Genomic DNA, 19,056 nt, shown 5'->3' with positions numbered 1-19,056 from the left:
CCGTCGTGACGGTGCCTCCGGATCCCGCGGCGATCGTCGACGCGCTTCGCCGTACGGGGAGGTCCGTCGCCGTGGCGGAGTCGCTGACCGGCGGGGCGGTGTGCGCTCGCCTGGTCGACGTGCCGGGCGCCTCTGAAGTCGTACGAGGCGGTGTGGTGGCGTACGCCACAGAGCTGAAGGCCACCCTCCTCGGTGTCGACGAGCTTCTGCTCGCGGCACAGGGCGCGGTGGATCCCGAGGTCGCCGAAGCGATGGCGCTCGGAGTGCGCGACCGACTCGGATCGACGTACGGGCTTGCCACGACGGGCGTCGCCGGGCCCGGGCCCAGCGAGGGCAAGCCTGCGGGGACGGTGTACGTGGCGGTGGCCGACGCCGACGGCGCAGAGTCGCTGCGGCTGACCCTCGACGGCGACCGGGCCTCGATCCGTGCGGGTACCGTGGAGGGTGTCCTGGCGGCGTTCGCCGAGCGGCTCGGGATCTCCTGACCGCCGACATGCGTCGCTCGTTCGAGGTGGTCCGTTGCCGCGATGGCTCCGGGTGCGCCTAGAGTGGTGGGAAGAACGCGGCTCGACGAGGAGTTGTACTACATCTGAGAGCGGAGGTGTGAGATGACGGTGCTTCGACGTCTGATCGGAGAGGTCCTGCGTGCCCGGCGGATGGCCAAGGGCATGACGCTGCGCGACGTCTCCGCCGCTGCCCGTGTCTCGTTGGGCTACATCTCCGAGGTCGAGCGTGGCCAGAAGGAGCCGAGCTCCGAGCTTCTCGCCGCGCTGTGCGACGCCCTCGACGTGCCGATGTCGCAGGTTCTCCGCGACGTCAGCGCACTCCTCGAGATCCAGGAGCAGTCGACCCTCGACGCTTCGATCGCGCTCGCACCCGCGCCTGACTCCGTGGGCGCCCGCTGAGCTTGCACGGCCTCGAACACCTGACGTCGCCACGGCTGCGGTACGACCGTCTGCAGCCTGCTGACGCCGACGACGTGTTCGCGGTGTACGGCGATCGCGCGACCTGGCGACACCTGCCCTCGGGGCGTTTCGGCGACCGCGAGCGCGCGCTGCTCCTCGTCGAGCGTTCTACGCGGACGTGGGACAAGGCCGGCCTCGGTGAATGGGGTGTGCGCGCGACCGTCGACCTCGGTCCGGTGCAGGCAGGTTCGTTCCTCGGGACCGTCGGCATGACGTGGATGGAGCTGGGTGACGGGCTCGCCGCATGGAACCTGGGATACCGCTTCTCACCCGTGAGCTGGGGCCGTGGCGTCGCCACGGAGGCGGCGCGTACGGCGCTGGACGCGACGCGTGCGCTCGGCAGCGACGATCCTGTGACGGCGCGTGCACTGACAGCCAACCCTGCCTCGATCCGGGTGCTCGACCGCGTCGGGCTCACGTTGGCGTGGCGCGGCGCGACGGCGACCCCTGACGGGTCGGACCACCCGGATCCTGCGTCGCTCCCGGCGACCGTGAGGCACGAGCGGGTCGTGTACGCGGACAGGCCCCTCTCGCCGGCGCTCCTCAACGCCATCGTCGCCCTCGGCTGACCTGAACTTAGGCGGTGCGTATCGACATTGCGGCGCCGTGCTGGTCGCAATGTCGATACGCACCGCCTCAGTGCTCGTCAGGGCGAGGGCTGGCAGTGCGGGCACCAGTAGGTGACCCGGTCCTGGTCCTGACCGGACGGAGCGCGCCGCTCGATGCGCGTCCCGCAGCGTCGGCAGGGCTCGCCGCCCCGACCGTAGACCCAGGTGCGCTCACCGCGGCGGCGTACGCCCGTGGTCACGATCTCGGGGAACTCGCGGTTGACCAGCAGCATCCTGCGAGCCGTGCGGACGGTGGCTGCCACGTCGGGAGCGTCGACGACCAGGGCGTCGGGGTGGATGCCGTGCACGAACATGATCTCGTTGCGGAAGACGTTGCCGATGCCGGCGAGGTTGCCCTGGTCGAGCAGCGCCTCGGCCAGCCGGCGCTGAGGGTCCGCCGTCAGCAGGCGCAGCGCCTCGGCCGCATCGAAGTCGGGATCGAGGAGATCCGGCCCGAGGCGAGCGACGACGGCGGCCTCCTCGGTTCGGCTGAGGACCTCGACGATCCCGAGCGCGAAGCCGACGGCCTGGACCCGCGCGGTCTCCAGCACGACGCGCGCCTCGTGCGCCGGACGGGTCCAGCGCGCACCCGGCTCGTAGACCAGCCACGCGCCCTCCATCTTGAGGTGCGTGTGGATGCTGATCTCGTCGCCGACGTGCGCGAAGAGATGCTTGCCCCGGCTCACCACCTCGTGCACCGTCTCTCCGGCGAGATCCACGGTGGCGTACGCAGGCACGCGGAAGTCGCTCGTCACCAGCGTCCGACCGCCCAGCGCCTGGTCCAGGCGTCGAGCCGTCCGCCAGACGGCATCTCCCTCGGGCACGATCAGCCCCGGATGCGCAGCCCGCGCGGCGTCGCATGGAACCCCGCCTGCGCGAGGGCGGCGCCGAGCGGCGTGCCCAGGACGGACTCACCGTCTGCCTTCTCGACCGTCAGACGGCCCAGGGACCCGTCGCGTACGGCGGTGGCGAGCGCATCGATCGCCGGCTGGAGGCGCGCGGCGCCGTCGGGGTCGTCGAGGTCGTCGAAGGTCAGCAGCGTGCGGCCCCCACGCTCGACGTACAGCGAGAGCGCCCCGTCCACGAGCACCACGAGTGCGCCCGCCTTGCGGCCCGGGCGGTGGCCGCCGTCGGTGACCGGCCAGCCGAGGGCGGCGCCGTACGGGTTGGCGGGGTCGGTCGCTGCGAGAGTGACGGCGCGGCGCTCGGGATCGGTGCCCGGCTCGCGCGAGTAGGAGCGGAGCCGGTCGACAGCCCCTGCGGTCGCGAACTGCGCAGCTCCGAGTCCGTCGACGAAGTAGCCGCGACGGGCGCGTCCGGCCTCCTCGAAGCCGCTGAGCACCTTGTAGACGGCGGCGAACCCGCCCGTGACGCCCTCGCTCACAGCCGTGCCGCGGGTGACGATGCCGTGGCGCTCGAGAAGCTGCTCGGCGGTCGCGTGAGCGCGGACGGTCGGGTTGTCCTCGGGGCGGGGGACGAGCGCCCAGCGGCCACCGACCGTCGGCGGCCCCGTCCGGGTCGGCATCGTGGGTCTCGCGAACGACGGTGAGCGGCGTCCGCGCAGGCGTGGAGCACTGCGCGCCTGCCGGTGGGCCGTCCGCCCCGCGCCGACGAGGGTGCGCAGCGGAGCGAGGGTGTCGTTGGTGAGGTAGCCGGCCCAGACGAGGTCCCAGAGGGCGTCAGCGAGCTCCCCGTCAAGGACGGGGGCCACGTCCGTGCCTGCAGCGACAGCGTCGGCGAGCTGGCGGAAGAAGTAGGCGCCGCCGGACTGGACGACGCCCAGAACGGCCTCCTGGAGCGCGCTGAGCTCGAGCTCCGACGGGGGCGCGAGCGTCAACGGCGCAGTGTCGGCGAGGTGGAGGGAGACCCAGCCGTCGTTGCCGGGCAGCGAGCCGACGCCCGACCACACGACCTCGCCGGCGGCCGTGAGCTCGTCGAGCATCGCGGGGGAGTAGTCGAGCACGCGGGCGCCGAGGACGAGCGGCTCCAGGGCCGACGCCGGGACGGACGCTCCGGCGAGCTGCTCGACTGCTGTCACGAGACCGTCGACGCCGCGCAGGCGGCCCCCGACGTGCTGCCACGCGGGGAGGAACCGCCCGAGCGTCTCCGGCGAGACCGGCTCGACCTCCTTGCGCAGGGCGGCGAGCGACCGTCGGCGCAACCGGCGCAGCACCTCGGCGTCGCACCACTCCGAGCCTCCGGCGCCGGGCGTGAACTCACCCTCGGTGACGCGACCCTGCCCACCGAGGCGACGCAGCGTCTCCGACACGACCGCGACACCGAGGCCGAAGCGTACGGCGACCTCGGAGGCGACGAACGGCGCGTGCGTGCGGGCGTACCGGGCGACGAGGTCACCGAGCGGGTCGTCGACCGGGACGACGAACGCGTCCGGAACGCCCATCGGGACCGGGACTCCGAGGGCGTCGCGCAGGCGTCCGGCGTCCTCGACCGCCACCCACCACTGGGCGTCGGCGAAGCTCACCCGCAGCACGCGTCGCGTCTCGGCCAGCTCGACGAGCCAGGCGCCTGACTCGGCGGGCTCGGTGCAACGCTCGGCGACCTCGTCGGACGTGAGCGGGCCGAGCAGCCGGAGCAGGTCGGCGACGCCCTCGACGCCTCTCGCACGGCGGTCGGGCACCAGTCGTTGCAGCTCCGCCTCGGTCTGGGCGATCACCTCGGCGTCGAGCAGGTCGCGCAGTTCCGCGCGCCCCAGCAGCTCGGAGAGGAGCGACGAGTCGAGCGACAGCGCAGCGGCGCGACGCTCCGCGAGCGGGCTGTCGCCCTCGTACAGGAACGCGGCGACGTAGCCGAACAGCAGCGACTTCGCGAACGGCGAGGGCTCCTGCGTCTGCACGTCGACGATACGGAGCCGCCGCCCCTCGAGGTCGCGCATCATCTGCACCAGCGACGGCAGGTCGTAGACGTCCTGGAGGACCTCGCGCACCGTCTCGAGCACGATCGGGAACGTCGGGTAGCGGCGCGCGACCTCGAGGAGCTGGGCGGCGCGCTGGCGCTGCTGCCAGAGCGGGCTGCGCCGACCGGGATCACGGCGGGGGAGCAGCAGCGCGCGGGCGGCGCACTCGCGGAACCGCGCCGCGAAGAGGGCGGATCCGCCGACCTCCTCGGTGACCAGGTCCTCGATCTCCTCGGGGGTGAACGCGAACAGCTCGCCGCCGGGTGGATCGGCGTCGGTCTCCGGGAGGCGTACGACGATGCCGTCGTCGCTGGCCATGCTCGCGGCGTCGAGACCGTATCGCTCACGCACCCGAGCACCGACCGCGAGAGCCCACGGCGCGTGGACGGCGAGGCCGAGCGGGGAGTGCAGCACGAGGCGCCAGTCGCCGAGCTCGTCCCGGAACCGTTCGACCACCAGCAGCGTGTCGTCGGGGACCCGCCCGGTCGCGGCGCGCTGCTCGTCGACGAGCGCGACGAGGTTGTCCACGGCGTACGCGTCGAGCCCCGCGGCCTCGCAGCGTGCGCGCGCCTCGTCGCGGTCGCCGGTCGCGACCGCTCGGGTGAAGGCGCCGAGGGCCCGCCCGAGCTCGATCGGCCTGCCGGGGTTGTCACCGCGCCAGAACGGGAGCCGGCCCGGCTGCCCGTACGCGGGTGACACGAGCACGCGGTCGTGCGTGATGTCTTCGATGCGCCAGCTCGTCGCCCCCAGCGCGAACACGTCGCCGACCCGCGACTCGTACACCATCTCCTCGTCGAGCTCGCCGACCCGCGCGCTGCCCCGGGCGTTGGACTCGGCGCCCACGAGGTAGACGCCGAACAGGCCGCGGTCGGGGATCGTGCCTCCGGAGGTGACGGCGAGCCGCTGCGCGCCGGGGCGGCCGGTGAGGGTGTTGGCGACACGGTCCCAGACGATGCGGGGGCGCAGCTCGGCGAACTCGTCGGACGGGTAGCGGCCTGCGAGGAGGTCGAGCGTGGCGTCGTAGGCGGAGCGGGGGAGCGTCGCGTACGGGGCGGCGCGGCGCACCGTCTCGTACAGCTCGTCCACGTCAAGCACGTCCAGCGCGCACGCGGCGACGACCTGCTGGGCGAGGACGTCGAGCGGGTTCGTGGGGACCGAGAGCTCCTCGATCGCGCCCTCGACCATCCGCTCGATCGTGACGGTCGCCTGGAGGAGATCGGTGCGGTGCTTGGGGAACACGACGCCCCGGGAGATCTCGCCGACCTGGTGACCGGCTCGGCCGACGCGTTGGAGACCGCTCGCGACCGACGGCGGCGACTCGACCTGGACGACGAGGTCGACGGCCCCCATGTCGATGCCGAGCTCGAGGCTCGACGTCGCGACCACGCACGGGAGACGACCGGACTTGAGGTCGTCCTCGATGAGAGCGCGCTGCTCCTTGCTGACCGAGCCGTGATGGGCTCTGGCGAGGAGCGGGGACGAACCGGCGGCCGTGCCCGACTGCCCCGGCGTCGCCGCTGCGGGTGAGCCGGTGTCGGGCACCTCGACGCCGACGCGCTCGGCGTGGATCTCGTTGAGCCGTGCCGTGAGCCGCTCGGCGAGACGTCGCGAGTTGGCGAACACGATCGAGGAACGGGCCTGCTCGACGAGGTCGACGACGCGCTCTTCGACGTGCGGCCAGATCGAGGCCTGGTCACGGGAGTCGGCCGCGCCCTCGTCCTCGCCGTCGGTGCTCCGGGTCGGGAGCGAGGTCATGTCCTCGACGGGGACGACGACCGAGAGGTCCCAACGCTTCTGCGACTCGGGAGCCACGACCCTGACCGGCGCCGCGCCGCCGAGGAACCGTGCGACCTCGGCGTGGGGGCGCACGGTCGCCGACAGCCCGATCCGTTGGGCCGGGCGCTCGAGAAGGGCGTCGAGGCGCTCGAGGCTCAGGGCCAGGTGGGCGCCGCGCTTGGTGCCCGCGACCGCGTGGACCTCGTCGACGATGACCGCCTCGACGTCGCGCAGCGTCTCGCGCGCGGCCGAGGTGAGCACCAGGAAGAGCGACTCAGGCGTTGTGATGAGGATGTCGGGGGGACGGGTCGAGAGGGTACGGCGCTCGGCGGGTGTCGTGTCGCCGGAGCGTACGCCGACCGTCACCTCGCGCGGCGGCTCTGACTCGCCGGACGCGGCGAGGCGCTTGGCGGTCTGGGTGATGCCGACCAGCGGTGAGCGGAGGTTGCGCTCGACGTCGACCGCCAGCGCCTTGAGCGGCGAGACGTAGAGGACGCGCGGACGCCGCTTGGGGTCCTCCGGAGGTGGGCCGGTGACGAGCCGGTCGAGTGCCCACAGGAAGGCCGACAATGTCTTGCCGGAACCCGTAGGGGCGACGACGAGGGCGTTGTGGCCGTCGGCGATCGCGTCCCACGCACCGACCTGCGCGGTCGTCGGCTCCGGGAACGCGCCACGGAACCACGCCGCAGTGGCGGGGGAGAAGCGGTCGAGAACGTCGGACACCCGTCCATCATCGCGCGCCCCACCGACAGTTGCGGACGGCCGTTCACTCGGCGCGGAACGACGTACGGATGCGGTGCCACAGCGGGTCCGCCTCGCCGAGGCCCGACACGATGCGGAGCACGCCACCCAGCTGGCCGAGCCCGGACAGCAGAGCGAGGACGCCGACGGCAGCGGCTGCGTACGTCACCGTACTGGTCTCGGTCACCACGTCCCGTACCGCGGCGGAGATCCCCGCCACCGCGAGCAGCAGCGCGGCCGTGCTGGTCGCGAGCCGGACGAGGATGCGCGGCTCGACGTTCACCGTCCGGGCCTTCAGCCAGCCGCGTGCGGTGCGCGAGCGGCCGCTGAGGAGGTACGGGACGCGGATCCACTGCGCTGCGCCCCGAGTGAGCCGTCGCCCGCTGCGCCACAGCATCACCAGCACTGCCGTTCCGGCCAGGCCGACGGCGCCCGCGATCGTGACCGCGACGACGTCGATCAGAGCGACCCCACGATCGAGGGCGTACGCGGTGGTGACGACGCCGACGGCGGTGAAGAGTCCGCCCGCCGCTGAGACGAAGCCACCGAGCCCCAGCGCCCAGCGCGACCAGCGCTCGTAGTCGGCACGCAGCTGACCGGCGGCGCGGTCGGCGTCCGTGGGTGAGGGTCGGGCGACATCGAGCCAGGGCTCCGACTCGGGCCGGATCAGACGGAACACCGGCCACACGCTACCTCCCCGATTTGGTCGGTTCTCCACCTCCGGGCGTACGAGTTCGGTGGAGAACTGACCAAATCGGGGGACGAGGCGCGGCGGGTGTCCGGTATCGGCCATGGAATCGATTGACGTGACGGCGGTCACGTCACTACCGTCGTGGCGCACCCTTGAAACGTTTCACCCGAGGAGTCCCGTGCGCCCGACCCGTGCTCTCTCCGTGCTGCTGACCGCGGCCGCACTCACCCTGCCGGTCGCGGCCGCGCCGGTGGCGCTCGCCGCCTCGGCGCCCACCGTCGTACCGGCCGCCGCCGAGGCGGACAGTGCGCCGACCGGCCTCACCGTCGGCCAGCGGGACAGTCCCGCCGACGTCGACGACCGGGACGCGCCGCTGCTCGGCTGGCGCGTGGCGTCGTCCCTCCAGTCGGCGTACCGCATCCAGGTGGCACCGCTCGGCGCCGATCTCGCGGACGCCGCCGTGTGGGACTCGGGCAAGGTCGAGACCGCCGCGAGCACCAACGTCGCGTACGCCGGGCCGCAGCTCGACGCGGCGACCGGCTACCGCTGGCGCGTCCGCACGTGGGACGCAGCGGGGGAGCCGTCCGCCTGGTCGGAGCCGGCGACGTTCGGCACCGCGCCCGACGCGCCCTGGGGCGACGCCGTCCCGATCTGGCTCGCCGACCAGGCCGGAGCGACGGCGTGGACCGACTACACGGTCGAGACGACGTTCCGGATCACCAGCCAGAACGCGAGCATCGTGTTCCGCGCCAAGGACGCCAACAACGGCTACATGTGGCAGATCCGTGGCGACGGCGTGAACCAGCTGGCCCCCCACAAGCGGGTCAACGGCGCGTTCACCGTGCTGAAGACGGTTCCTCTGCCGCTCGCGTTGGCTCGCGACACGGACTACCGCCTCAAGCTCGAGGTGAACGGCGAGACGATCACGACCTCCATCGACGGCACGGTCGTCGACACGACGACCGACCCGACGTTCGCGTCGGGCGCGATCGGCTTCCGCACGGGCGGCAGCGAGCGCAGCGCATGGGACGACATGTCGGTGACCGCCGCAGACGGGACGGTGCTCTACCAGAGCGCGTTCGACCGACCTTCCTCCGAGTTCGCCTGCGCCACCGTCTCGGACGGCTGCCTCGTCGTCGGGACCAACGCCAACTGCGTGTACGGCCAGGGCGGGACCGACTGGGCGTTCCTGCGGGGCGAGACCCAGCTGGCCGACAAGGAGATCGCGCGGGCGACGCTGTTCGCGACCGCGTCGTCGACGGCCCCCACGCGCCAGTACGTGTACAAGGCCTGGGTCAACGGCACCTTCGTCGGCCTGGGGCCCACCCAGCCGGTCCGGAGCGAGACCCGGTACGACGGCTATGACGTGACGTCGCTGCTGAAGCCCGGCGCCGACAACGCGATCGGTGCCCTCGCCTACACCACCTCCGACAAGCGCTTCCTCGCCCAGCTCGTGGTCGAGTACGCCGACGGCAGCCGCCAGACGTACGGCACCGGCGGCGATTGGCGGACGCTCAACGGCTCGACGGTGTTCCCGTCCGCAGGCAGCATCGGCACCGGCTACTTCGTGGCGCCGAAGGAGAACCTCCAGGCCGCGGCGTACCCGACCGGGTTCGAGCGCGCCGGGTTCGACGCCTCCGCCTGGAAGCCGGCACAGCCCAAGGCCGCCTTCGCCGACCTGCAGGCGACCCCGACGGCGAAGGTCGAGCAGCAGCTCCGCGACCCCGTCGAGGTCATCGAGAAGTCTCCCGGCAACTACTTCATCGACTACGGCAAGACGTGGATCGGCGGACTCAGCCTCGACGTCGACGGCACCGCCGGCCAGGTGCTCGACCTCCGCTTCGGCGAGGAGCTGTCGGCGCCGCAGACCGTCCGGTACGCCATGCGGACCGGCAACACCTACCAGGACAGGTGGACCCTCGCGGGTGGTCGGCAGCACGTCGAGACCTGGGGCATGCGGGTCTTCCGGTACGTCGAGGTGCTCGGCGCACCGACCGGCCTGGGGAAGAAGGACTTCACGGCGCTCGCGCAGATCTATCCGTACGACGCGAAGGGGGCCGTCTTCGACTCCTCCGACGACAACCTCAACCAGGTCTGGGAGCTGTCTCGCCACACGATCGAGGCCACGAACCACAACCTCTACGTGGACTCGTGGAGCCGCGAGCGTGGCGCATACGAGGCGGACTCGTACCTGCAGATGATGGCCAACTTCTTCGTGTCGGACGACCCGACGCTCGGCAACTACTCGCTGGAGTATCTGCTGAGCCGGCGGACGTGGCCGACCGAGTGGCCGATGTACACGATCCTCGCGTTCCACGACAGCTTCCAGCAGACCGGTGACACGGCCGCGCTCGCCATGAACTACGCCGCGCTGGTCGACAAGCTGCCCGACGAGTGGCTCGAGCAGAGCACCGGGCTGATCCGCAAGAACTCCGGCTCGAACGGGGCGAGCGGATGCGGCAACGACTGCGACATCGTGGACTGGCCGACGTCCGAGCGGGACGGCTACGTCTTCCGCCCGTACAACACCGTCATCAACGCGATCGGCCACCAGAGCTACCGCGACATGGCCGAGATCGCGAAGGCCCTCGGCAAGGACGCGGACGCGGCACGCTTCACGGCGACCGCCGACCGGCTCCGCGAGGAGGCCAACGCCAGGCTCTTCGACGAGACCAAGGGTGCGTACCGCGACGGGCTCAACGCTGACGGCACCCCCGTCGACCACTTCGCGTTCCACGCCAGCGTGTTCGCCACCGCGTTCGGCCTCGCCGGCGACGACCGCGCGGAGCAGACGGCGGACTACATCGAGTCGCGCGGGATGGCGTGCTCGGTCTACTGCGCGGCGTTCGTGCTGGAGTCGCTGTACGACGGTGACCGTGCCGAGGCGGCGCACGCGATGCTCACCGGCACCGGGCTGCGCAGCTGGATGAACATGATCGCCAAGGGGGCCGGCGCCACCGCGGAGGCGTGGGACGTCTCGTTGAAGAGCAACATGACGTGGTCCCACCCGTGGGCGGCCTCGCCGGCGTACAACGTGCCACAGGGCATGTTCGGCATCGAGCCGACGACACCGGGCTACTCGACCTTCGACGTACGCCCGCAGCCCGAGGCGGTCGACTGGGCGCACGTCACCCTGCCCACGCTCAAGGGGAGCATCGGCGCCGCGCACCACACGGTCGACGGGCGTACCGACATCGGCGTGCACATCCCGGGCAACACCGTCGCGAGGGTGTCCGTGCCGGGTGCGGCCGAGGGCGACGACACCGTGTACGTGGACGGCCGCGCGACGCCGGCGGCGTACGAGCGGGGCTACCTGCGCGTCGACGGCGTCGCCGCCGGCTGCCACGTCCTGAGCCTCGAGCCGGGGAACGCCGCCGGGCTCGACGACCGCCTCACGAGCATCTGCCCCGAAGGGTACGACGTCGCGCAGACGATCACGCTCGAGCCGCTGCCGGCCCGGGCGTACGGGGATGCGCCCTTTGCGCTCGAGGCGACGGCGTCCTCCGCGCTGCCTGTCTCGTACGAGGCGACCGGCGTCTGCCGCGTCGAGGACGGCACGGTGACCCTGACCGGAGCGGGAACGTGCACGATCACGGCGTCGCAGCCCGGTGACGAGGACTACGCCGCGGCCGAGCCGGTGACCCGCACCTTCACCGTCGGCATCGGGCTGCTCGACGACTTCGAACGCCCCGACGGCCCAGTCGGAGCCGGCTGGACCGGCCTGCCAGGACCGGCGTTCTACCGGGTCGTGGACCGCGGGCTCGACGTCCGGCTGGGCGGCCCACTCGTGTGGAAGGAGTCGTTCGGGACGACGCAGGAGGCGTCGGTGCGGATCCGTCAGGTGGACACGCGGGCAGCGCAGGGTCTGCTGCTCAAGGTGCAGACCGGCTCGATCCCGGACGCCGGTGCGATCTCGGTGGTCTACGACGGCCGGAGCAAGGGCGTCCGGGTCTCCGCGCTGCGCCTGGCGCGAAACGGCTGGACCGACTACGGGCTCACCCAGGTCACGCTGGCTGATGGAGACGTTCTCCGCGCGCGCGTCGGTACGGACGGCGTCGTGACCGTGTGGCGCAACGACGAGCAGCTCGCGGCAGCGACGCTCAACGCAGCGGACCGGGCGTTCTTCGACGCCCGCGGCGGTCGCGTCGGGTTGTGGACCGTTGCTGCCGGCGCTGCGGTGCTCGACGACGTACGGGGAGGCACGATCGGCTGACCACCACTTCCGCTGGTCGAGGCGCGCAGCGATCGAGACCCGGATCTCGAGACGGGCTCGTTCCTCGCCCTCCTCGACCAGCGGGACTGGGGGGCAGCGCCGATATCGACAAGACATTCGTCGGCGATCGTCCCTAGGCTCGAACGGTGAGCCAACCGATGATCGAGGCGCGCGGGCTGCGCAAGACGTACGGGACGTTCGAGGCCGTCAAGGGCATCGACGTGACGGTGGAGCGCGGCGAGGCGTTCGGGTTCCTCGGCCCCAACGGCGCGGGCAAGTCGTCGACGATGCGGATGATCGCTGCGGTGTCGCCGGTGAGCGGCGGCTCGCTCCGGATCCTGGGACTCGACCCGGAGACCGACGGCTCGGCCATCCGCGCGCGGATCGGGGTCTGCCCTCAGGAGGACTCGCTCGACGGTGACCTGACGGTCCGCGACAACCTCGTCGTCTACGCCCGCTACTTCGGCATCGGGCGTCGCGAGGCGGCGCGCAAGGCCGACGAGCTGCTCGAGTTCGTCCGACTCACCGAGAAGGCCGGCGGCATGGTCGAGGACCTGTCGGGCGGCATGAAGCGGCGCCTGACGATCGCCCGCTCGCTCGTCAACGAGCCTGAGGTCCTGCTCCTCGACGAGCCCACCACGGGCCTCGACCCGCAGGCGCGGCACGTCGTGTGGGACCAGCTCCACCGCCTGAAGCAGACCGGTGTCACGGTCGTCCTCACGACGCACTACATGGACGAGGCCGAGCAGCTGTGCGACCGGCTCGTCGTGATGGACGGCGGCCTGATCGCGGCCGAGGGGTCACCGCTGTCGTTGATCGCGCGCTACTCGACCCGGGAGGTCGTCGAGCTGCGGATGGGTGTGGGCGAGAACGAAGCAGCGGCCGAACGCGTCGAGGACCTCGCGGAGCGGGTCGAGGTGCTCCCCGACCGGGTCCTCCTCTACGTCGCCGATGGCGAGAAGGTCGTCGAGGAAGCGATGGCACGAGGGCTCGAGCCGCGGAGCACGCTCGTACGCCGGTCCTCCCTGGAGGACGTCTTCCTCCGGCTGACCGGACGGTCGTTGGACGTATGAGCGGCACCGGCACGCAGTCCGCCGGTGTCCGTACGCCGACGCGTGCGCCGTCGGCCTGGCAGGCGGTTGCCCGCCAGGCCCCGTACTACGCGACCGTCCTGCGTCGTACCTGGCGCGGGTCGGCCTTCTCGTACTCGGTCCTCCCTGCGCTCACCCTCGCGTCCCTCGGTCTCGGGCTCGGGACGTTCGTCGACGAGGGGGGCGCCGGCGCGACCGGCGACGGGGCCGCGGCGCTCGGTGGCCTCTCGTACCTCGCGTTCATCGCCCCCGGGATGGTCGCGGTCACGGCGGTGATGGCGGCTGCGGGCGAGAGCACCTTCCCGGTCTACGCGGGGTTCACCTGGACCAAGATCTACTACGCGATGCGGGCGACGTCGCTGCGGGTGCGCGACCTCGTCAACGGCGCCGCCACCTACGTCGCCGTGCGGGTGCTGATCGCGGTGGTGCTGCTCTCGGTGGTCGTCGCCCTGTTCGGCACGATCAGCACCGTGCTGGGAGGCGTCGCGCTCGTCGGGGCCGCGCTCCTCGTCGGGCTCGCGCACACGACGCCGATCATCGCGTACGCGGGCTGGGCCAAGGAGGACACGGCGCTCGGCCTGGTGTTCCGGCTGGGGATCATCCCGATGACGCTGTTCTCGGGCGCCTACTTCCCGGTGGATCAGCTGCCCGCCGCCGTCGAGGCCGTCGCGAAGGCCCTGCCGGTGTGGCACGGCGTCGAGCTCTGCCGGATGGCCACCACCGGTGAGGCCACGTCGGCCGCGTGGATCCACGTCGGCTACCTGCTGCTCGTGACAGCCGTCGGATGGGTGCTCGCACAACGTCAGTTCGCGCGCAGGCTGGGGAGGATCTGATGGCGCCCTCGACGGTGCTCCGGAGCACGGTGCGCTCGGCCCGACCCACCTCGTACCCGCTGCTCGAACGCCACGTCCGCGTCTACAAGCGTGCGCCTGCGGCGTTCGCATCGGGCTTCCTCGAGCCGCTCTTCTACCTCCTGTCGATCGGCGTCGGGGTCGCGGCGCTCGTCGGCGACATCACGCTCGACGACGGGCAGACGATCAGCTACACCGCGTTCCTCGCCCCGGCGATGCTCGCGACGCAGGCGATGAACGGGGCGCTCTTCGACGCGACGTACGGGTTCTTCTTCCGGCTCAAGTACGAGAAGCTGTACGACGCCGTGCTGGCCACGCCGTTGCGGCCGGTGGACGCAGCGGTGGGGGAGGTGCTGTGGGCGACGACCCGGGGGGCGGCGTACGGCGCAGCGTTCGTGGTGATCATGGTGGCGCTCGGGCTGACCTCGTCGTGGTGGACGCTGCTGGCGCTCCCGGCGGCGCTGCTGGTCGCCTTCGGGTTCGCGGCGGCCGGTCTGGCGCTGACGACATGGATGCGGTCGTGGCAGGACTTCGAGTTCATCCAGGTCGCGATCATGCCGATGTTCCTGTTCTCGGCGACGTTCTACCCGCTGTCGGCCTACCCCGACTGGATGCAGACGATCGTCACCGTGACGCCGCTCTACCAGGCGGTCGACCTCGTACGCTCGCTCACGACGGGTGACGTCGGGCCCGAGCTGCTCGTGCCCGTCGCCTACTTCGCGGTCATGGGCGCGCTCGGGCTGCACGTCGCCGCGCGCAGGGTCGGGCTGCTGATCCTGCGCTGACCGGCGCTACTTCTCGAAGAGTCGGGCGCCGAACCAGTCGTGCTTCGGCCGCCACCCGTGGTTGCGCAGCACGCTGAACACTGGCTCCTTCGCCTCCCCGGGCCGGATGTAGGTGACGCCGACCCACGACGTACGAGGTCCGGTATCGCCGGCGACTGTGACCTGGCCGTCCGCACCTTCCCGGAACGACATCGACCGTTGGTAGGCGGTCTTCCCCTTCTTCCAGGTCCAGCGGCCGTCGAGGGCGATGCCGCCCGAGCCGGCCGCCGCGCGCGTCTTGGCCGTCGCCGACCACTCCGTGAACGCGTAGCGCGCGCTCGTGGGATCCAGCCTGACCTCCATCCGCCACGAATACGCCACGCGGCCCCTCACGAACAGCGTCTGCCAGCGCAGCTCTTCGGACTTCCAGCGCACGTCGACGTGGACGCCGCCGGGCGTCGGGGCGGCGTCGATGCGGTAGGGGAGGTCGTCGCTGTTGAGCGCGAGCAGCGCAGGAACCACGACGTCGACCAGTGCCGGCTCGTCGGGAGTCGCGACCACCAGTGCCGTCGGCAGCTCCGTCTTCGTGCGCTTGATCTCTCGCAGCCCGCGGACGACCGTCCACATGGCGCGTGCGAAAGCCAACACGCCGATGAGCACGACGATCGCAATGCCGAGTGTGTTCCGGTCGGTGACGAACGCGACCACCGCCACCGCCGCCAGGGCGTACGCCGTCAAGACGAGGACGCGCCTGCTGAGGACGGCGAACCGCGCCTCCCGAGATGACCCGTCCATGCGTGAAGCGCTCCTGTCCTCGTATCCACGCCGGCCCCCAAGACTGCCACGCCGGTGGTTCACCGCGGCAGCCAGTCCTGGCCGAGCCCGTTTGAGGTGCTATCACCCCGGATGCGTGCCGCCCACCTCAAATATGAGGTGCGCGACGATGGTTTGCGGTGCGGGCACCTCAAACGGGCGGCGCGAAGGGGCAGTGCGGCAAGCGGAGGACCGCGCCGGGTGGCGAGGTCAGGCGTCGAGCACGGCGGCGACCACCTGCTGCAGGTCCTCGCGGCGCGACTGCAGACCGAGGATGTCGCCGCACTCGGTCATCATGTCGCGGAACAGCGCTCCCGACTCGACCACCTCCGCGTCGATGTGGCCGAACACCTCCAGCGCCGTCGTCCCGTACAACCGGGACCAGGAACGGACGAACGCCCACGAGCCTTCCGCAGGCACCTCGCTGCCGGTCTTGGCCTCCAGCGAGCTGCCGAGGCCACCCGGTCCGGGGGGAGGCGCCACCGCACCCGCGTCCGGGAAGCCGTCGCGCTCCCACACCTCGAGGACGCGCTGTCCGAAGAAGCCGCCGAAGCGGTGCGCAGCCTCGGCGCAGTCGGCTCCCATCAGCCCGGGCGGCGGCTGCGGTGGGTGCGGTTCCTGGCCGAGGAGGTCGGCCGGGAGGTCGGCGGTCTTCGCCATGCTGGTGATCGGGTTCGCGAAGGTGAGCGCGAACTCCTGAGGGTGGCGCAGCGACCACTGCCGGAAGGCTGCAGCGCCGGCGACGAGCTGGGCGGCGGGGTCGCCTTCGTACGGCGCGGCGGTCGCCTCGAGCTCGGCGAGCAGGTCGTCGTACACCTGTGCCGCGACCCGGAGCGTGAGGTCTTCGAGGCTGCTGACGTAGCGGTAGAGCGCCGGTGCGGTCATGCCCATGTCCTGCGCGACGGCACGCAGCGAGATCTCACGGCTCGCGGTCAGCGATGCACGTGCGGTGCGCACGATCTCGTCGAGCGTCGCTTGGCGCTGCTGGTCACGCCGGGTCGGCTTCTCGCCTGCCGGTGACGTGGACTTCTCACCCTGCGTCGTCATGGTCCCTACCTTGACAGGCCCGAACTTGGTTGTCCCGGACCCCTTGACATCGGTTATCACTGTTCATCATAGTGAACAGCGTTAGCAGTGAACGACGTTAACGCTCGTGAACACAATTCACAACACGACGATCTTACCGGGGGAAGAACGATGGAACGCTGGGGACGCTTCGTCGCACGACGTGCGCGCTGGGTGCTCTCGCTGGGGCTGCTGGTCGTCCTGGCCGCGGGAGCGTACGGGACGGGCGTCTTCGGCGCTCTGAGCGACGGCGGGTTCGACGACCCGGGCAGCGAGTCGTACCGAGCCTCGCAGCTGATCGAGGACAACGTCGGCCGCCACGGCGCCGACGTGATCGCCGTGTACGAGAGCAAGGACATGACGGTCGACGACCCGGCGTTCCGCGCCGCCATCGCCGACGTCGTGGCCGCACTGCCGGACGACGCGGTCGAGCACGTGATGGCGTACGGGCCCCGCGGCACCGAGTCGCTCGTCTCCGAGGACCGCCACGCCACGAGCGTCGTGATCACCCTCGCCGGCGACGGGCAGGACGCTCAGATGGAGGCGTACGACGAGGTGCGGCCGACGCTCGACACCGAGGCCGTCGAGGACGGGACGGTCGACGTGGACGTCGCCGGCCAGTGGGCGGTGTTCGACGACGTCAACACCAACGTGTCCGAGGACATCGCGCGAGCCGAGATGCTCTCGATGCCGCTCGTGCTGCTGCTGAGCCTCGTGGTGTTCGGGTCCGTGGTGGCCGCGCTCATGCCGGTCGGCATCGGCGTCGTCGCCGTGTTCGGTGCCCTCGCCGTGGTGCGGCTGATGACGACCGTCACGGACGTGTCGGTGTTCGCGATCAACATCATCACGCTGCTCGGTCTCGGTCTCGCGATCGACTACGCGCTGTTCGTGGTGAGCCGCTTCCGCGACGAGCTCGCGGCGCGCGGCGACGATCCCGACGGGGTGCGTGAGGCCGTCGCCGCCACGATGCGGACCGCGGGTCGTACCGTCCTCTTCTCCGGCATCACCGTCGCGGTGGCGCTCTCGGCGATGCTCGTGTTCCCGCAGTCCTTCCTCCGTTCCATGGCGTACGGAGGGGTGGCGGCGGTCCTCGTCGCGATGGTCGCTGCGCTGACGCTCCTTCCCGCGACGCTCGCGGTGCTCGGGCGCAGGATCGAGGCCGGCGCGATGCCGTGGCGGCGCCGCGCTCGTCGTCCGTCCCAGGGCTGGGCGCGGTTCGCCCACGCCGTGATGGCGCGACCGGTCATCAGCCTGGTCCTGGTCACCGGGGTGCTGTTCGGGCTGGCGAGCCCGTTCCTCAACGTCGCGTGGGGCGGGGTCGACCACCGGGTGCTCCCCGCGGACGCGCCGTCCCGGGTGGCGACCGAGAAGCTCGAGTCGGACTTCGGGGGAGCGACCTCGCAGGCCGAGGTGTTCCTCGCGACCGAGGACCAGGCCGACGTCGCCTCGTACGTCGCCGCGCTCGGGAACGTCGACGGCGTGACGCAGGCGCGGGCGGTCGCGGGCACGAGCGACGGGGCGGGCTCGGCGGCCGACGGGGGCGCCGCCGAGTCCGGCACGTTGATCGACGTGGTCTGGGACGGCTCCGCGCAGAGCGGCGAATCACGCGACCTCGTACGCGACCTCAGGGGCGTGGATGCGCCCGCCGACGCGTACATCGGTGGCACGTCGGCGGAGACCGGCGACATGCTCGACACGATCGCCGACCGGCTGCCGCTCATGATCGGGTTGATCGTGGTGTCGATGCTGGTGCTGCTCTTCGTCGCCTTCGGGTCGGTCGTGCTGCCGATCAAGGCGGTCCTGGTGAACATCGTGTCGATCACCGCCGCGTTCGGCGTGGTGACCTGGATCTTCGCCGACGGGCACCTCGAGGGACCGCTGGGCTTCACGTCGCTCGGCTATCTCGACGGGACGCAGCCGATCCTGATGTTCGCGATCCTCTTCGGGCTGTCGATGGACTACGAGGTGTTCCTGCTGTCGCGGATCCGTGAGCAGTGGGACGCCACGGGCGACAATGAGGTCGCCGTCGCGACGGGCGTCCAGAAGACCGGGCGGATCATCACGAGCGCCGCGCTGCTGCTGGCCGTCGTCATCGGCGCCTTCGCGACGTCGGGGATCGTCTTCATGAAGATGCTCGGTGTCGGCATGCTCGTCGCGCTCCTGCTCGACGCCACGCTCGTCCGGCTGATCATGGTGCCGTCGACCATGAAGCTGCTCGGGCGCTGGAACTGGTGGGCGCCGGGGCCGATGCTCCGGTGGTGGGAACGGTACGGGGTGCGCGAGGGCGGGTCGGACCCGGTGGCTGCCGACGGCGACGCCGGTGCCGGCGGTGGCGACGAGGAGCGCTCCCGCATACTGGCCCGGTGAGGCACAGCGAGCTCTGGGAGCGCATGGACCAGCACCTCGGCGCGGGCTACTCGAGGGTGTGGGCCGACCAGCAGGTGCTCGGCGAGCTCGGCGGCCGTACCGTCTCCGAGGCGCTCGACGCCGGGGTCGCCCCGAAGACGGTGTGGCGCGCGGTGTGGGAGTCGCTCGACCTGCCTCCGTCCGAGCGCTGACGCGGC

General features: G+C 71.6%; 14 protein-coding genes. 9 read left to right on the top strand and 5 right to left on the bottom strand.

What is annotated here, in order from left to right; translation table 11 throughout:
* Positions 1-5 precede the first annotated feature (5 nt).
* The 3 genes from AB3M34_RS13495 to AB3M34_RS13485 all read left to right on the top strand — a co-directional run bounded on the left by AB3M34_RS13495 (position 6) and on the right by AB3M34_RS13485 (position 1,534).
* Entirely contained in the window at positions 6-485 is a 480-nt protein-coding gene (locus tag AB3M34_RS13495; RefSeq protein ID WP_370614591.1) for a CinA family protein, read from the top strand.
* A gap of 123 nt (positions 486-608) precedes the next feature.
* Positions 609-905, top strand: coding sequence for a helix-turn-helix domain-containing protein (locus AB3M34_RS13490; protein WP_370614590.1), 297 nt, complete (start codon positions 609-611; stop codon positions 903-905).
* Positions 906-907: 2 nt separating this feature from the next.
* Entirely contained in the window at positions 908-1,534 is a 627-nt protein-coding gene (locus AB3M34_RS13485) for a GNAT family N-acetyltransferase (protein ID WP_370614588.1), read from the top strand.
* Positions 1,535-1,611: 77 nt separating this feature from the next.
* On the opposite strand, the gene AB3M34_RS13480 is transcribed toward AB3M34_RS13485, so the two are convergent.
* From AB3M34_RS13480 to AB3M34_RS13470, 3 genes are read right to left on the bottom strand one after another with little or no spacing between them, the layout of a single operon-like run.
* The gene (locus AB3M34_RS13480; protein WP_370614586.1) at positions 1,612-2,397 is read right to left on the bottom strand and encodes a DNA-formamidopyrimidine glycosylase family protein; all 786 of its coding nucleotides are present in this window, start codon (positions 2,395-2,397) and stop codon (positions 1,612-1,614) included.
* Between the two features lie 2 nt (positions 2,398-2,399).
* Positions 2,400-6,986: an ATP-dependent helicase gene (locus AB3M34_RS13475; RefSeq protein ID WP_370614584.1), complete on the bottom strand. Its 4,587-nt coding sequence runs from the start codon at positions 6,984-6,986 to the stop codon at positions 2,400-2,402.
* A 43-nt stretch (positions 6,987-7,029) separates the two neighbouring features.
* Positions 7,030-7,683 carry a hypothetical protein gene (locus AB3M34_RS13470; RefSeq protein WP_370614582.1) on the bottom strand — a complete coding sequence of 218 codons (654 nt, stop codon included), beginning with the start codon at positions 7,681-7,683 and terminating at the stop codon, positions 7,030-7,032.
* Between the two features lie 190 nt (positions 7,684-7,873).
* On the opposite strand from AB3M34_RS13470, the gene AB3M34_RS13465 reads away from it, so the two are divergent.
* From AB3M34_RS13465 to AB3M34_RS13450, 4 genes are all read left to right on the top strand, one after another.
* On the top strand, positions 7,874-11,908 hold the full coding sequence (locus AB3M34_RS13465; protein ID WP_370614580.1) for a family 78 glycoside hydrolase catalytic domain: 4,035 nt from the start codon (positions 7,874-7,876) through the stop codon (positions 11,906-11,908).
* A 158-nt stretch (positions 11,909-12,066) separates the two neighbouring features.
* Positions 12,067-12,981: an ABC transporter ATP-binding protein gene (locus tag AB3M34_RS13460; protein WP_370620017.1), complete on the top strand. Its 915-nt coding sequence runs from the start codon at positions 12,067-12,069 to the stop codon at positions 12,979-12,981.
* Positions 12,978-13,832 (top strand): ABC transporter permease, encoded by an 855-nt coding sequence (locus AB3M34_RS13455; RefSeq protein ID WP_370614578.1) that lies wholly within the window; start codon positions 12,978-12,980, stop codon positions 13,830-13,832. The genes AB3M34_RS13460 and AB3M34_RS13455 overlap by 4 nt, the downstream gene beginning before the upstream one ends.
* Positions 13,832-14,635 carry an ABC transporter permease gene (locus AB3M34_RS13450; RefSeq protein ID WP_370614576.1) on the top strand — a complete coding sequence of 268 codons (804 nt, stop codon included), beginning with the start codon at positions 13,832-13,834 and terminating at the stop codon, positions 14,633-14,635. The genes AB3M34_RS13455 and AB3M34_RS13450 overlap by 1 nt, the downstream gene beginning before the upstream one ends.
* A 6-nt stretch (positions 14,636-14,641) precedes the next feature.
* Here the strand turns inward: AB3M34_RS13450 and AB3M34_RS13445 are convergent, their stop codons facing one another.
* The gene (locus AB3M34_RS13445; RefSeq protein ID WP_370614574.1) at positions 14,642-15,409 is read right to left on the bottom strand and encodes a hypothetical protein; all 768 of its coding nucleotides are present in this window, start codon (positions 15,407-15,409) and stop codon (positions 14,642-14,644) included.
* Positions 15,410-15,637: 228 nt separating this feature from the next.
* Positions 15,638-16,474, bottom strand: coding sequence for a TetR/AcrR family transcriptional regulator (locus AB3M34_RS13440; RefSeq protein ID WP_370614573.1), 837 nt, complete (start codon positions 16,472-16,474; stop codon positions 15,638-15,640).
* 150 nt (positions 16,475-16,624) lie between these two features.
* On the opposite strand from AB3M34_RS13440, the gene AB3M34_RS13435 reads away from it, so the two are divergent.
* Together AB3M34_RS13435 and AB3M34_RS13430 are read left to right on the top strand one after the other, a co-directional pair.
* The gene (locus AB3M34_RS13435) at positions 16,625-18,859 is read left to right on the top strand and encodes an MMPL family transporter (RefSeq protein WP_370614571.1); all 2,235 of its coding nucleotides are present in this window, start codon (positions 16,625-16,627) and stop codon (positions 18,857-18,859) included.
* Entirely contained in the window at positions 18,856-19,050 is a 195-nt protein-coding gene (locus AB3M34_RS13430) for a DUF3046 domain-containing protein (RefSeq protein ID WP_370614569.1), read from the top strand. Before AB3M34_RS13435 ends, AB3M34_RS13430 begins: the two co-directional genes overlap by 4 nt.
* Positions 19,051-19,056 lie beyond the last annotated feature (6 nt).

The organism is Mumia sp. Pv4-285 (genome assembly GCF_041320275.1).
GTDB lineage: Bacteria > Actinomycetota > Actinomycetes > Propionibacteriales > Nocardioidaceae > Mumia > Mumia qirimensis.
The sequence above is the reverse complement of the archived record's forward strand: the minus strand, read 5'-3'. Positions and strand labels throughout refer to the sequence as shown.

Bases quoted from the DNA above. Each gene is read 5' to 3' on its own strand.
- AB3M34_RS13490 (WP_370614590.1), top strand. From the start codon at position 609: ATGACGGTGCTTCGACGTCTGATCGGAGAGGTCCTGCGTGCCCGGCGG.
- AB3M34_RS13460 (WP_370620017.1), top strand. From the start codon at position 12,067: ATGATCGAGGCGCGCGGGCTGCGCAAGACGTACGGGACGTTCGAGGCC.
- AB3M34_RS13455 (WP_370614578.1), top strand. From the start codon at position 12,978: ATGAGCGGCACCGGCACGCAGTCCGCCGGTGTCCGTACGCCGACGCGT.
- AB3M34_RS13450 (WP_370614576.1), top strand. From the start codon at position 13,832: ATGGCGCCCTCGACGGTGCTCCGGAGCACGGTGCGCTCGGCCCGACCC.
- AB3M34_RS13445 (WP_370614574.1), bottom strand. From the start codon at position 15,409: ATGGACGGGTCATCTCGGGAGGCGCGGTTCGCCGTCCTCAGCAGGCGC.
- AB3M34_RS13440 (WP_370614573.1), bottom strand. From the start codon at position 16,474: ATGACGACGCAGGGTGAGAAGTCCACGTCACCGGCAGGCGAGAAGCCG.
- AB3M34_RS13435 (WP_370614571.1), top strand. From the start codon at position 16,625: ATGGAACGCTGGGGACGCTTCGTCGCACGACGTGCGCGCTGGGTGCTC.